The organism is Nocardia sp. NPDC003979 (assembly GCF_053605015.1).
The window spans coordinates 500,936-514,108 of sequence record NZ_JBSGIJ010000004.1 but is presented as its reverse complement, the minus strand read 5'-3'; the positions used below and the strand labels follow the sequence as shown (position 1 = coordinate 514,108).

Below are 13,173 nucleotides of genomic sequence, written 5' to 3'. Positions count from 1 at the left end.
TTGTCCACGAGACCTGGCTACGCCCGTCGGATCGGTACCGCCGTCCGCACAGGGCTGGTGAGCTCCATGTCGAGTCATGCTGGCCACACCCCGTTATTCAACCTGCGGACCCGCTTGCGGGGTCGGATCGGCTGACTTCGCGTCGATGGCGAAGAATCTCCACGATGCGCTCGCGAGCGGCTTTCGCACTGCGCGTCGGAAGTAGCGGGAAGACATGCACGGCACCGGGCCGCTCGATGAAGGTCACGTCCATACCCGCCGCGCGAGCCTTGTCGACAAGAAGGTGCGCGTCGGGGTTGAGGACGTCATGAGTTCCAGAGAAGAGCAGCATCGGGCCGAGGCCGCGCATATCGCCGAGGAGCGGGCTGACTTTCGGGTCGTTCATCGGGAGGTCTGCGGCCCAGTTCTCAGCCAGCACGCGTGTCCCGTCGACCCCGAGCCAAGGGTCGGTGGGGAGCACCGCGGGAATCCTCGGGTTCGAGAGGGTCAGCTCCAGTGCAGGAGAGATGAGTACGGTGTGAATGTTCTCGACGCCTTGGTCGCGAAGGGACAGCGCGGCGGAAAGTGTGATCTGGCCGCCCGCGGAGTCGCCGGCAAGTCGCACATTGCCGTGTTGGTTCTTCAGATCGTGAAAGAGCCGGAGAATGAGTTCGTTCGCCTGGGTGGCGTCGCCGTAGGGCAACAGCTTGTAGATCGGGACGGTGACCGCCACGCTCGCTTCTGCGGCGATCTGCGCGACCAATGCCCAATGCTCGGAACTGATCTCGTGAACCCAGCCCCCGCCGTGTGTGTAGATGACGCTGCCGGTGGGGGTGGTCAGCCTGGGCGTCACAGTGTAGATCGGGTACTCCTCCTCTCGTCTTACGCTGATGGTTACGTCGGGGCGAAGTTTTGCCGGTGGGTTGTAGGACGTGGGGCGCAGTGCCTGGTTCTGTATTGCCTCCGCGGCGCCCTCGGCGGTGATGAAAGGCGCATTCTTACGGGTAGCCCGGAGATAGATCGGGACAAGTCGATCGGGGATGTTCACAGGCTTCCTCCACATCTGCTGGATGTGCTGTCGACGGTGACCGGTGACGCGTGGGCTCGAGTATTCTGTATCACTACGCGACAGTCCTGGACCGCTGAGGATTGTGTCTAGGCTTCTCGATGTTCGCGCCGTCATTTCCAGCTTGGCGCAGCAGGGCGACAACTCTTTCGGCATGGGGTGCAGGCATAAGCCCAGGTCTTAGGAATTGCCGACGTGGATCGCGATCAGCGCCATGGCGAGTGCCAGGCATCGAGTACCCGGTCTCTGCCGGGACCTTCTGTGCAATCTCGACCGTGGGTCAGCGCTGTTGTCGACCAGCATGCTGAATGCGAGCGCTCCTAATGGTCGCGGTCGGAGCGGCGTAGGCGCTCGGGTTGTTCGTCGCGCCGGGGCGTGGAGATCGGTGGATGTCGTCTGCGGCAGGGAGGTCCGATGATCCGCGATGCCGTCAGTTTCTCAAGGATCTCTCAGATTGACCCGTGTTGAACCCCCACGGGCTCCTACCTGTGTTTTCGCGGCTTACCAGACTCGGCTGACCTCAGTGCACACGGCTATATGTGCAGGTCAGAGAGGTAAATCAATAAAAAGCGTTGTGTCCGGAGGGCGATTCGACCACTACGCACACCGTCTGATTCGGCGGACGTCTTTGGTGCTGGACTGACGACATGATCGCACTGAAGCCCTTCTGATCCAGCGATCTTCGCCGCCAACCGCCGCTCCGGGCATGGCGGTTGGCGGAGGATTGACCTGCGACCACTTGACCACGGTTTACGTCGTCCGGAAGCTACCTGAAAGTTCCTAAATTTACTGGTAGAGCCGGACTTTAGCGCGCGCTGTATCCTGGTTGCTTCCCATCGTTTCCCGCTGTTTCCGGCTATTTCTGTGTGATTAATCTGTGTTGGGGTCGAGTACCGCGGACGCGGCCCGGTCCACGCTGTCGTCCGACAGTTCTTGGCACCTCTAGACCTTGAACCTGGCCAATGTGTCCTGGGTGACGATCCCAGATGTTGGCAAGTCTCAGGCCGACCACGGCCGCGGCGGCGTTCAGGGGTTGTCAGTCGTAGCGTTCGGCAGTACGACGCCTATAAGCGCCACCGAGATCAGTCGTTGGCGGTCTCTAAGGTATGCCCCGTAAGGCGTTGAGCGGCAACAGGTATCGTCTCGCCGGTGGTGATCTCGGCGTCTGACGCGGTGATGGTGGAGTTGTTTTCCGGGGCTGCAGCCAGCCACGTTCGCGCGCCTGATCACACAGTTACGGCGCGGGGGCGCTGACCGTCCGTTGTGCGGCCGCCCGTGGGGCTTGTGCTTCGAAGACCGAGTGCTGCTGGTGGCCCCCTACGGGCGAACTAACCTCACCATGCGGCAACTCGCGGCCGTGTTCGGCATTTCGAAATCGGCTGCGGCACGGGTGATCGAGGACCCCGGACCAGCGTTGGCGCTATTGTCCCGCACCCGGTTCCCTCGTGGTGCCGTGCTGATCGTTGAGCCGCAAACCAGCGGCAGGTCATGTCGCCCGGGTCACAGTGGCTGCGGCGAATTGCAACCCCGCCGCCGCGCGCCAGTGGCGCGCTGTGCAGCTGAACTGGCCAAACCGTGCAACGGGGTCTGGCTGGCTGGCCTACCCTGGTGGCACGGGGCGAGTTTCGCAGTCAAGCCGATCGACTGGCATCGTGATCCGCAGTTCACCGCACCCGTGGGCTCGGGCGGTCCGAGTGCTACTTTTGAAACTCCGCCACCGAGTGCGCTGCTAGAGTCGCAAAATGAATCTCGTAGCGCACGCGGGTGTTTCGCTCGCGGCACCGGCGGCGGTCTGTCTTGCGGCGGGACAGACGCCCAGTCCGAGCCTTCTGGTCTGGGGGCTAGTCGGCGGCGTGCTGGTCGACCTGATCGACCATGCGGTTTTTCAAGTTCGTTTCGCCCGGTCGTATCCCAATCTACGCGAGGCTTGGACGCAGCTGGCTAACAGAGAGTTTCATGGAGCCTTCGTCCTGTTTGGCAGGATCGAGCGTGAGCGACAGATCGACAGGTTGATCTTGCACTCGCGCGGCGGCTTGGCGGCGCTGACTGTGCTTTCGATCATCGCCATCTCGATCACCGACAGCAGGCAACTTGCAGCAGCGGCACTTTCTGCCGTCCTCGCACTTCACTGCGATGTTCTCTGGGACTGGCGCGAAGTCGGTCATGCTCGAAACTGGTTTGGTCGTCCAGTGATGATAGGATCGTCCGGATCAAAATGGCCAAAACGCCAAGCCGCACACTTTTGGCTTACCTGGCCCTTCGCTTACGTCGGATTACTGTCGATTGGGTGGCAGCTATATTTTCTCGTCAGGCCGTCGACGGGAAAGAGTCTAGTTGGCCAGTATTTTTCAGTGCTATTGCCACTATCCTGGATCGTATCCATCTTCCTTATGATTGGAATATCGTGCTTGTTGGTTTGGCGCCGGCGTTTAGAGCTTGGAGTTGACTTCAGAGTATTACACCTCCCGTGGGCGAAATATCGTAACCTTCATACGGCACCCTCGCTCCTTGCGCGTCTGCTTCGAGTATGGCGTTTCCTTGTGATCAATCATGCTCTTTTCGCAGTCGTGCTAGGCGCAGTCGTTTCAGCGCTCGTGGCGATACTTGCCTGGGCTGCGCACTCCATCAGCAAAATATCGCTGCCCGTCATCGGAGATAATCTGCTGGCGATCGCAATGGCCATCTCGGTATTGATACCATCGTTGATAGTTACTTATTTTATCAATTCAACCGCAGGTGCCCTCGGCGGATTGCTCGGTGCGGCGGTCGGCGTCTCGTTAGCGGTGACGGTGGTCGGGTCGGGGGCAACCCTGGCCGATCATCCCGGCGCGCTGACAGCAGCATTGGCTGCGGCGATTCTGTCTTGGATAGCTGGCCTTCTGTTTCTGTTTCTTCCCGGTCGGGACAGGTCGTCGGTTTCCTTCGCCATCTTTGAATTGCCTGATGTGCCTGGTGAATCCGTGGAAGCATCGATAAACTCCGTTGCCGAGATCTGTCACGATGCGCTGGATGAGATGTCTGCTCTCACGCGAATCTTCACACCGGGCAAACCGGTTGAGGAGCATCGGCCCCCGTTGGCGGTCATCAACGGTAGCTCTGGGGTAAGTTTTGATACGGGCGGACGACTCATGACGATGGGCCTTGAGTTTTTTCCACGGCAACTTGAACTCACCGCACCTCTGCTTCCAACGTTCACCCTAGTAGCCCCATCCGTGCCATACCTTGAGCCGCGAGGCGAAGCGGACATCACGCCTGCGGTCAAATCGCTGAGTGAGGTTCTGGACAATTTCATGACTCGCAAGGCGTTGTTGATATGCGACATTGTTCTAACGGAAGGCAATCACGGACGAAAGCGCAAGCTCCTCGTTCGATGCTACGAGCAAACTTCGACCAAGGAGTACGCCACACCACACTCACGCATATTGCGAAAGTCTATCCAAGAACGAGTTAGCGATGCAGTCGGCATACATTGTCGAACATCAGCGGACCTGCACAGCAACAGTGGGCCGTATCCCGTGTACGGATTATCGTGGCAGACAACCGTGCCAAGCATATCCATGGCTGATATCGACGAGGTCCGATCGGAGGCGGATCTCCTTGGGAAGCAGAAACGGCATAGCGGCAGTCGAAAGGGAATTGCCGCAGTAGCGCAACTGGTCACTCTGGTTTCTATTGTCGTACGTATCGCCACGCTTCTGAACTAGAAGTGCCTCGCAAGCACTAGGATCCTGATGGATCGTCTTCAGCGGACGGTGCCGGAAGGAGCGCTGCTAACTCTTCGACGCGTCGCGGCGATGTCATGGCTATGTTGGCCAGCCCAGATGGCCTTGGCAAGGTTGTGGCCTACGTCAAGTCGCTCGGCCTTGAGCCGCGCGCCGATGGGACCACATCGGCGGTTTGATCGTCGATGCCGCGTTGCCCTGCGGCGAGGCTCCGACCACGGTGAGCTCAGAGTAGATCCCACCGCTAGTCGACAAATTGCCGATTTCAGTAGCAATCGCTTCCGGGGACATGTCGGAGGGGAGCTCGTTTGTCTCGGCCGGACAGATTGAGATGAGTGCTCCTGAGGGCTGATTGTCTCCGTTGGTCAACGCGATGCCAGCCAGCTGCAGTCTGCCATCGGGGGATCGGTCTACTTCGGCAACGACGGTGAACGACTGGTCGTACGAGTTGTAGAGGTTGGCGCGCACCAGGCTGCCGACGACGATCCCAGTCAACGACTCGGTGAGTGTGCAGTGGCTCGCATCGGCTGATCCGGGTACAGGCCCGAAGGCTCCAGGGTGGGTTCCGCAGTGCAGGGTCGGTGATTACGCTGAGGCTTTGTCGTAGGCGGCGATGATGTCGGTGGAGATCCGGCCACGGGTGGAGACTGTGTGGCCGTTTTCGATCGCCCAAGCCCTGATGGCGACGAGGTCGGTCCGGCGACCCGTCCGGGTGGCGGGGGTCGTGGTGGCGTGTCGGCGGGTGTTGCTGCTTTTGGTGCGGCTGGTTCGCCGAGCGTAGGGGGTCCATTGTTCGAAGGTGTTGCGCAGTTTGGTGGCGTTGGTTTCGGACAGGTCGATTTCGTAGGTGTGTCCGTCGATGGCGAAGGTAACGGCTTCTTCAGCGGTGGATGTGCCGTCGTAGTCGTCGATGAGGGTGACAACGACCTTGCGTGCCATGCGATTTCCTGTCTGTTGTGTCTGGTTGTGACTGTGTGAGGGTAGTCGCAGGTGGAGCGGATGCGGAGATCAGCTTCCTTGAACCGGACAAATCTCGAGCGCACGTTGCCCGAGGCGGGCTCGAGTTGGGTGGCCGTCTTCGCGATGGTGTCGGTGCATTCGAGGAGAGATCTGATGTTAAAAATGATCGAGCTTGGTGGGGCTCGTGTCGTTCACGACGATCGTTCTCTGTTGGGTTCCGGCATGCAGTTGCGTTGTTGGCCCGCATGGCATGAGTTGGCGGGTGATTCGAGTGCTATCGGTCGCTGGCTACAGCCTCAAATCGATCTGGCATGGCGTTGCATGGAATGATATGTTGCGCAGGCCAATTCACTCGCCATGACCGTGCCGGGAGGCTCCGTGGCCGTGGACGAGTGATATCCAATCCGAGGCGGGGGAGGACCCATGCGAAAAGCCATCTTTGCCATTGCGAGCACCTTCATCGGTACTGCTGTTGTGGTGATCAATGCCGGCGCGGCCCAGGCTGATTCCAACAGCATGCTCTGTGTGAAGGGTGGAGGGCACATCGTCGTTCAGAAGATGTATCAGCCGAAAGGTTGGAAGCATGTGTGCCAGGGCGGCAAGTACAACGGGCAGGTTCTGTCGAAGCACTACACCTTCTGAGTCGCCTGCCTGGTAGGTAGGCGGGAGTACCCGAACCCAGAAGATTAGGGGTTCGATTCCCTTAGCTCCACAATAAGTGCAGGTGAGGGCGGGTTCCGAGAAGTCATCGGAGCCCGGCCTGACTCATCTTCGCCAACCCCATCCGAGCCGCGGCCTATGCTACAGGCCAGCTGTCGCCGCTATCGTCATTACTTCGCCAGGAGGTAACACCGAGTGCCAAGATCAGGGCCACGTCGGCCGATTATCGGGCTCCGCATGGCAGACGAGCAGATCGAAGCTCTCGACGAACGCGCAGTGGCTGAAGATCTGCTTACCAAAGCGGGTGAGCCGAACCGCTCCGAGCTGCTAAGGATCATGATCGAGTATGCGAAAGAGCGCATGCCGGACGGCTGGCGGCCCGAAGGCTGGGAATATCGCGGCTGACCGAGTGTCCCGCCGTACACCTCCAGCGGGGTTTGCTGACAGGTGAGGGGCCTGGTGTCCACGCAGCACTGTCCCGTGGCCCCGTGCACACCAGGGTCTGGCCGCGACGGGTTCGTCACTTCGTGTGAATCGGCTGGCGCCCAGACGAAATTTCGGGTTTCATGGACTGTGGAAGAGCTGTTGACAGGGTTACAGGAGTTCTGTCATGTCACCTTCCAGTCAATCCTCTTCGCCGAATCCGGCTAACTGCCCGGTTGGGCCTGATGATGATGCCGAACTCGACGCAGTCCGCGTCGTCGGCCCTCGAGACCTATCCGTTCTCGATGTTGCTGCAGCAGATGCACTTTTGAGGCTGCTGCAGCGAATCCCGCGTTCAGAGCCCGTCCGCAGTCAGTTGGCAACTCCGGCAGAAGCAGCGAAGTACCTGCGAACTTCGGTCGGGAAGCTCGCCAATGACCGGCACCGTGGCGTCGGTCCCTCCTATGTGAAGTACGGCCGCAGGGTCCTGTATCCATGGGATGCTCTACGCGCCTTCATAGAAGAGCACACGGTCGGAGATGCCTAGTGCTACTCGCGAACTCTAATAGCCAACTTGCAGCTATCTTTACGGGCTTTCATGCTTGTCCTGGACTTCCTACGCTCTCGCTGGAAGTCATGGCTGATTGCAGAGCCCGAGCGGGCCGAGGAGGACGAGTGCCCGGGAAGTCGGTGAACCATGTCTCAGATCGAACTGGCGCCCGGAGTTCCGGGCAACTTCAGCGAGCCGAAGTGGAACGCTGCACGCCGTACATTCCAGATTTACTGTCTGGTGGGCGAGCCGTACGGAGAGCCGTCGAAGCTGCACGCTTCTGGTAATAGCAAGCCGAAAGCCCGCGCAAATCTGAAAAGGCGTATCGCGGAGTGGAAGCCGAGGGCCGAGTCGCTCGGTACGTACAGCTCGAATGTGACCGTCGAGGAACTGTGCCAGGCATGGCTTCATCGCTATGAGCGCGATGCCACGAAGCGACCTCAGAACGCCAAACATTATCGGCGCGAGATCTATCCCGCAGCGAAGGGTCGCGGCAACAAAGACAAGATCACGATTTCGGGTTCGGTGCTGGGCAAGATGAGGGCATCGGAGACTAGGCCGTTCCATGTCCGAATCCATCTGGAGCAGATGACCGGGACCGCGTACAAGAAGAACAGGCAGAAGTCGATCCTGCGCAACGCGTTCCAGTTGTTGATCGACGACGGACTCCGTGACGACAATCCGGTGAACAGCGTGGCAGGGAAGGGTGGGGCAACCAAGGTGCCCAGCGGCCGCGCGGGCCTGCGAAGTGCTGTCAACCCGTACTTTACTGATGAGCCGCGGCCGTTCAGTGCAGACGAGATGAGCCGATACTGGGAGGCGGAGCGTTGCTATTTTCCTCGTCCCAACGCCTGCCGTTGGTTCGAGCAGCGATACATGGACTTCACGCTTCTTGCTTACGAACTTGCTGCGCGCCCGAGCGAAGCGCTTGCAGTGCGGCTGGACGATGACGTCGACTACGACCGATGCGAAGTGACGGTTGCGGGCACCATCATCGATACCGAGCTGCGCGTACATCAGGTCAAGAGCATCGTCGAGCAGTACAACCTCCGGGACGATGAGATCGTCTTCCCCAGGGGCTGGCCGGATTTCGACGACGAGGACGTGGTCTGCGTCGCGTATCGGCAGCCCTTCACCAAGACGGCGAAGTCGATGCGCACGATCAAAGTCGGCTCCGCATGTATGGCTATGCTGCGGCGTCGAAGGATCGGCGCGAAACCTGGACATCGACTGGTGCTCCCATCTCGAACGGGAAAGGTGGTGAGGTCTGAGCAGATGTCGCTAACTTGGAGCAAGGTCGTGAAGGAAACCGGCCTGCAATGGTCCACGCCTAGGACTTTGCGCTCCACGCGCGCAACCCGTGTCGCGGAAAAGTACGACTTGCCAGCAGCTCGGCTGATCCTTGGGCACGAGGTGGATTCGCCTGTCACCGCACAGCACTACGTTCCCGACGAACGTCGGGTCGTCGATCTGGCTGATGCCCGATGAGGACCGGTCATGTCGACTGACCTCGCGCAAAACGGCCACAAAACGGTCACACGCCAACCTCTCTCAGCAATAGCTACAGGTCAGGCTAGGTAGTGAGGCCGAAATAGGTATACCGAGCCGATCCTGCACCGGCGTCGTCGTGAGTTCAAGGCTGCGCAGAAGTAGTGATGGCGTGTGATTGAAAAGTAGCTCGTAGCAGCACTTTTCGTTCGAGGCCCCGCATCGGAGACGTCCGATGCGGGGCCTCTGTCGTCACCGGCGGTCGCCTCGGATACCGCTGTGCAGCGGATCGTGGCCGAGGCCACCGGCCGCGATCTCACCTGCCTCGAACTCACCGACGAGGAGGCGCGCACCCAGATGCTGGAGACCACTCCCGTCGAATACGTGGACGCCTTCCGCTGACAGCGCCACTGTTCAGCGTTGGCGGTGGGTGGCCGAGTCGGCGAGGCCGGTCAGGGCCTCGATAGCGGCCGGGTCGCCGGGCAGTCCGGACAGGGCGAGCATGAAGCCTGGAACAGCGTGCGGAGGGTGGGCCGGCAGATTGTCATCGGCCTGGTATCTGTTTGGCGCCAATGGTTGCTGACCGGCAGCTCATACTGTGAACCGTAGTGACTACTCGGCTGGCGTACAACGACTGCTCAGGGAGGTTGCTCGATGCATGCGAACGTCGGAGACCATCTGGTTGTCAACACCCGCGCTGTGGGGATGCGGGATCGCAGGGGTGAGATCCTCGAAGTCCGCGGGACTGATGGGGAACCCCCATACGTGGTGCGTTTCGACGACGGGCACGAGAGCCTGGTCTACCCCGGGCCGGACAGCCTGATCGAGCCGAGCTGAGCTCAGGACGCCGCACCGCCGATCCCAGGCAACTTGTCGACCGCGGTACGCGGAATCGCCGCGCACGATGCTTACAGGTGCGTCGGCGAGTTGCTGGGCGGAGAGGAAGCTCGGATGCCCGGGTCAGTTCAGCTGGACGTGGACGGCCACCGCGGTTTCGTCGATAGCGAAGATTCATTGCGCTGAGCGGGCGTAGGCGTTGAACCGGGCCAAGTCGGGTTCGGTCAGCTCATGGACGCTCGCCTGCCCCGAGCGCCATCGCCAGCCGATCTTGATCCGTACGCGCGGGTCGGCTTCGATATTGCGGACCCAGTCCGCGGCTCGCCCGTGCACAGCCAGCAAAAGCAGCGTGTCGCCGTCGCGAGGCCCACGGGCCAACGGGATTCGCCGCGGAAGCCTGCTGCGGCGGCCGATGGTTTCGATCACAACCCACCACGGGCTGATCGGTGCCAGCAATTTCGTGGGCGGTCCGATCACCTTCCACAGCAGCAAGGTCCCCGCCGGCCGTTCGGCTGTACTCCCCATGGGCACATGCTACGACGCGAGGCCGTCAGCGTTGGACGTTGTCGTGTCGACGACATGGGGGCTTCGATGTGGATGCCGGGGTTGGGTCTTTGACAATCGATCGTATCGCGGCAGTGGGGTGGTTCCACGACAATGGCATGGTGCTGCCGGATGAGGACTACGCGAGCTTGGTACCGAACCCGCCGACCCGGTTCGGGGTGGGTGAGCTTCGTGATGCTTATGTCGATGTCGTTACCGACGAACGCAATCCGCGGTGGATGGCCGAGGAACGCCGCGCCTACTTCGATGGGCTGTGCGGGCTGTTCGACCTGGATCTACCGACCTCACGCCAGAACGTCGGCCGCGGCCGAAACCAGTATGTGCACGGCCTCCTGCTCAACACTGTGGAGTCGTTGCAGCGCACCGGAACCCCGTGGGACGGTTACCTCGTGGCGGGAGCACTGCTGAAAGAGTTGGACCAACTCGGGATCGGTGAAGCGCACCGGGAGTTCGTGTTCGAACTGCGTGCGGCAGTGGACGCCTCGCGGACCAAGCATCGCGAATTGCTCGACCTGCTCCTGAGCGGTCTACTCGGTGACCGAGCGAAGCAGGTGTTCACCCTCGATGAACTCGAAGCAGCCGGGATCGAGCGCGCTGTCCCGATCCGCTATCTGCCCGACTGAACTTCGTCGTGTCGCCACAGTGGGGGCAGGGCGGTGAGAGGACTCATGATGTCGTGGAGTGCGCTGCGAAGGAGCCCGAGACGACCGTGACTGCGAGCCTGACAATCACCGCCACGGCCCAGACCGTCGCGATCCAACTCGCCACCCGCGAACGGCGACACGCCAGTCCATTTGTTGAAGCGCCGTCCTGACATACGCGATGCGCCACATGGGAAAATGAGCAACCGTATTCGATGGTGTTGTGTCACTGGCGTATTCGCGACTGCTCTGTAGATCCGAACGCGGGCCTGATCGTGCCCGCCCAAGGTCGCTGAGCCCACACCGTAGCCGCGCCCCTGCCGGGCAGACCCGAATTCGGCCTGACCATGGTCGGCTTCACCGACCTCGGGTTGTACCTGCGGTTCGACGGCTGAGGCGGGGAACGGCAGGCTGATCGGCAATCAGGGTCGAAACCGAGGACGAAGACCGGACTGGGTGACGAAACCTCGTTGACGGCGTGTCATCGGGGGGCTTCGCGGGAGTCGGCGCACACTACAGCACACGCATCGATCGCGAAGATTTCATACAGAAGGGCCTTCTGGATGAAGACATCGATTCTCGCCCTGCTCGGACGAATTCGCGTCGGAAATACGGTGCTCGCGCTGGTCGCGAGCACGCTGTCGGTGATAGCGGCTGTGCCCGGTCCGGCGATGTCAGCGCCCGCCGATTCCTTCACGTCCGCCGACGTCGGCTTCGCGGAAGGCTCAGGTGAGGGTGCGGACATCGTGCTGCGTCTGTCCGCCATGCAGTCCGCGGTGGCGCCCAAGGTTCCGGTGCTGCGCCTCGACCTCGACTGGTGGTCTGTCGAACCGGCTCGTGGTGCGCCGTTGCGGTGGGACCGGTTGGACCCGGTCGTTGATGCCGCCGCCGCCCGCGGAATGCGGGTTCTGCTCGTCCTCGCCTACGCACCGCCGTGGGCGAACGGCGGTCACAGCGGCGACAAGTGGTTCCCGACCCGCGACCAGGACTGGACCTCGATCGTGGATCGCACGGTCGCGCACTTCGGCGGCAAGGTCCAGGCATACGAGATCTGGAACGAACCGAACTTCGTGAACTTCGCCAACTTCGTCGGCGACCGCAAAGCGCGATACTGGCAGCTCGTCAAACTCGCCTACCCGCGGGTGAAGGCGCGCTGTCCCGGGTGTGTTGTTGTGGCCGGGGCGTCGGGGGCGGGGACGGTGCAGGGTGGGACCAATCCGAACGCGCCGTCGGTCTGGTTGGACTGGGCGTACAGCCGTGGGTATCGCGGCTATTTCGATGCCGTCGCGCACCACCCGTATCCGGCGTGGAACTCGGGCAAAGGCCCTGCCGACCCCGAATGCGTCAATCGTTGGTGGAATATGTTCGGGCCACCCTCGGAGGCCACGCCGTGTGGTGAGCTCGCCCTGGTGCACTCGGTGATGGTTCGCCACGGCGACACAACGAAGAAGGTGTGGGCTACCGAATTCGGCTATCCGACAGCCGGACTCGCAGCCATCCCGAGCGCGAGCACCGTCAGCAGGTACCTGGTGCAGGGCGTCCGGATGTGGCGTGCGCTGCCATACGCGGGTCCGCTGATCGTGTACTCCTACCGTGATCGCTGCACCGCCGCCGATGATCCCGAGTGCCACTTCGGCCTGGTTACCACGACGATGACGAGCAAGGAACCGATCACCGCCGATGTCAGCGCGGCCCTGCGTGGTGACGGTGGCACACCGGTCCCGAGTTGGCCCGAGCGGTTGGCAGCGGGCGCGACCCTGCCCCGCGCGTCCGCGCTCCGGTCCCGCAACGGACTCTACGAGCTGTGGCTACAGGATGACGGCAACCTGGTGCTTTATCGGACCAGCGGGGAGGTGCTGTGGTCCACCGCGACGACGAACGGAGAGAATCTGGTCAACCAGAACGACGGCAACCTGGTCCTGTACACCGGAAGCGGGGCCGCGGCGTGGTCGTCGAGGACGTGGACCATGGGCCCGTCGACGTTGGTTCTGGAGGACACCGGCAATCTGGTGCTCTACCGCAATGACGGAGGAGCGATCACCTGGTCCACGGGAACGGCACAAGGATAATCGAAGGTCCCGAAACAGAGCCCACACCGCCTGATCTGTCCTCGTCGACGCTAGGACTCGCTTCCTGCCGTCGCAACACTTCGTCCTTTGCCGACAACTACGCCAAAGCCGCTGAGGCCCGCTGCATTCCGATCTCGCGATACAGGATGATCAGGTAGTGAGGGCAAAATAGGGATACCGAACCGATCCTGCACCGGCGTCGGCGTGAGTTCAA

At 61.4% G+C, this 13,173-nt stretch carries 13 protein-coding genes and 1 pseudogene; 10 read left to right on the top strand and 4 right to left on the bottom strand.

Going from position 1 to position 13,173, the window contains the following annotated elements:
- Positions 1-97: 97 nt before the first annotated feature.
- On the bottom strand, positions 98-1,027 hold the full coding sequence (locus ACWEVR_RS12140; protein ID WP_452466959.1) for an alpha/beta hydrolase fold domain-containing protein: 930 nt from the start codon (positions 1,025-1,027) through the stop codon (positions 98-100).
- Positions 1,028-2,306: 1,279 nt separating this feature from the next.
- Here ACWEVR_RS12140 and ACWEVR_RS12135 point away from each other — a divergent pair.
- A pseudogene (locus ACWEVR_RS12135) lies at positions 2,307-2,435 on the top strand (helix-turn-helix domain-containing protein); the annotation flags it as partial.
- A 352-nt stretch (positions 2,436-2,787) separates the two neighbouring features.
- A complete protein-coding gene (locus ACWEVR_RS12130; RefSeq protein ID WP_452467035.1) occupies positions 2,788-4,749 on the top strand; it encodes a hypothetical protein in 1,962 nt (653 codons plus the stop codon).
- 144 nt (positions 4,750-4,893) lie between these two features.
- On the opposite strand, the gene ACWEVR_RS12125 is transcribed toward ACWEVR_RS12130, so the two are convergent.
- Together ACWEVR_RS12125 and ACWEVR_RS12120 are read right to left on the bottom strand one after the other, a co-directional pair.
- Positions 4,894-5,262, bottom strand: coding sequence for a hypothetical protein (locus tag ACWEVR_RS12125; RefSeq protein ID WP_452466958.1), 369 nt, complete (start codon positions 5,260-5,262; stop codon positions 4,894-4,896).
- Positions 5,263-5,352: 90 nt separating this feature from the next.
- Positions 5,353-5,706 carry a histone-like nucleoid-structuring protein Lsr2 gene (locus ACWEVR_RS12120; protein WP_452466957.1) on the bottom strand — a complete coding sequence of 118 codons (354 nt, stop codon included), beginning with the start codon at positions 5,704-5,706 and terminating at the stop codon, positions 5,353-5,355.
- Positions 5,707-6,150: 444 nt separating this feature from the next.
- On the opposite strand from ACWEVR_RS12120, the gene ACWEVR_RS12115 reads away from it, so the two are divergent.
- From ACWEVR_RS12115 to ACWEVR_RS12090, 6 genes are all read left to right on the top strand, one after another.
- Entirely contained in the window at positions 6,151-6,369 is a 219-nt protein-coding gene (locus ACWEVR_RS12115; protein WP_452466956.1) for a hypothetical protein, read from the top strand.
- Positions 6,370-6,624: 255 nt separating this feature from the next.
- Positions 6,625-6,792, top strand: coding sequence for a hypothetical protein (locus ACWEVR_RS12110; RefSeq protein ID WP_157104661.1), 168 nt, complete (start codon positions 6,625-6,627; stop codon positions 6,790-6,792).
- Between the two features lie 205 nt (positions 6,793-6,997).
- Positions 6,998-7,357 carry a helix-turn-helix domain-containing protein gene (locus ACWEVR_RS12105; protein WP_452466955.1) on the top strand — a complete coding sequence of 120 codons (360 nt, stop codon included), beginning with the start codon at positions 6,998-7,000 and terminating at the stop codon, positions 7,355-7,357.
- 150 nt (positions 7,358-7,507) lie between these two features.
- Positions 7,508-8,848: a tyrosine-type recombinase/integrase gene (locus ACWEVR_RS12100; protein WP_452466954.1), complete on the top strand. Its 1,341-nt coding sequence runs from the start codon at positions 7,508-7,510 to the stop codon at positions 8,846-8,848.
- Positions 8,849-9,127: 279 nt separating this feature from the next.
- Positions 9,128-9,250 (top strand): hypothetical protein, encoded by a 123-nt coding sequence (locus ACWEVR_RS12095; protein ID WP_452466953.1) that lies wholly within the window; start codon positions 9,128-9,130, stop codon positions 9,248-9,250.
- A 252-nt stretch (positions 9,251-9,502) separates the two neighbouring features.
- Positions 9,503-9,685, top strand: a complete 183-nt coding sequence (locus ACWEVR_RS12090; protein ID WP_452466952.1) for a DUF1918 domain-containing protein — start codon at positions 9,503-9,505, stop codon at positions 9,683-9,685.
- Positions 9,686-9,859: 174 nt separating this feature from the next.
- Here ACWEVR_RS12090 and ACWEVR_RS12085 read toward each other — a convergent pair whose 3' ends face one another.
- The gene (locus ACWEVR_RS12085; RefSeq protein WP_452466951.1) at positions 9,860-10,210 is read right to left on the bottom strand and encodes a nitroreductase family deazaflavin-dependent oxidoreductase; all 351 of its coding nucleotides are present in this window, start codon (positions 10,208-10,210) and stop codon (positions 9,860-9,862) included.
- 89 nt (positions 10,211-10,299) lie between these two features.
- Here ACWEVR_RS12085 and ACWEVR_RS12080 point away from each other — a divergent pair, with 89 nt between their 5' ends.
- On the top strand, positions 10,300-10,872 hold the full coding sequence (locus ACWEVR_RS12080; protein ID WP_452466950.1) for a hypothetical protein: 573 nt from the start codon (positions 10,300-10,302) through the stop codon (positions 10,870-10,872).
- A gap of 581 nt (positions 10,873-11,453) precedes the next feature.
- Entirely contained in the window at positions 11,454-12,959 is a 1,506-nt protein-coding gene (locus tag ACWEVR_RS12075; protein WP_452466949.1) for a hypothetical protein, read from the top strand.
- Positions 12,960-13,173 lie beyond the last annotated feature (214 nt).

Excerpts from the sequence above, each read along its gene's own strand:
- ACWEVR_RS12130 (WP_452467035.1), top strand. The coding sequence starts at position 2,788 with ATGAATCTCGTAGCGCACGCGGGTGTTTCGCTCGCGGCACCGGCGGCG.
- ACWEVR_RS12120 (WP_452466957.1), bottom strand. The coding sequence starts at position 5,706 with ATGGCACGCAAGGTCGTTGTCACCCTCATCGACGACTACGACGGCACA.
- ACWEVR_RS12115 (WP_452466956.1), top strand. The coding sequence starts at position 6,151 with ATGCGAAAAGCCATCTTTGCCATTGCGAGCACCTTCATCGGTACTGCT.
- ACWEVR_RS12110 (WP_157104661.1), top strand. The coding sequence starts at position 6,625 with ATGGCAGACGAGCAGATCGAAGCTCTCGACGAACGCGCAGTGGCTGAA.
- ACWEVR_RS12105 (WP_452466955.1), top strand. The coding sequence starts at position 6,998 with ATGTCACCTTCCAGTCAATCCTCTTCGCCGAATCCGGCTAACTGCCCG.
- ACWEVR_RS12100 (WP_452466954.1), top strand. The coding sequence starts at position 7,508 with ATGTCTCAGATCGAACTGGCGCCCGGAGTTCCGGGCAACTTCAGCGAG.
- ACWEVR_RS12090 (WP_452466952.1), top strand. The coding sequence starts at position 9,503 with ATGCATGCGAACGTCGGAGACCATCTGGTTGTCAACACCCGCGCTGTG.
- ACWEVR_RS12085 (WP_452466951.1), bottom strand. The coding sequence starts at position 10,210 with ATGGGGAGTACAGCCGAACGGCCGGCGGGGACCTTGCTGCTGTGGAAG.
- ACWEVR_RS12075 (WP_452466949.1), top strand. The coding sequence starts at position 11,454 with ATGAAGACATCGATTCTCGCCCTGCTCGGACGAATTCGCGTCGGAAAT.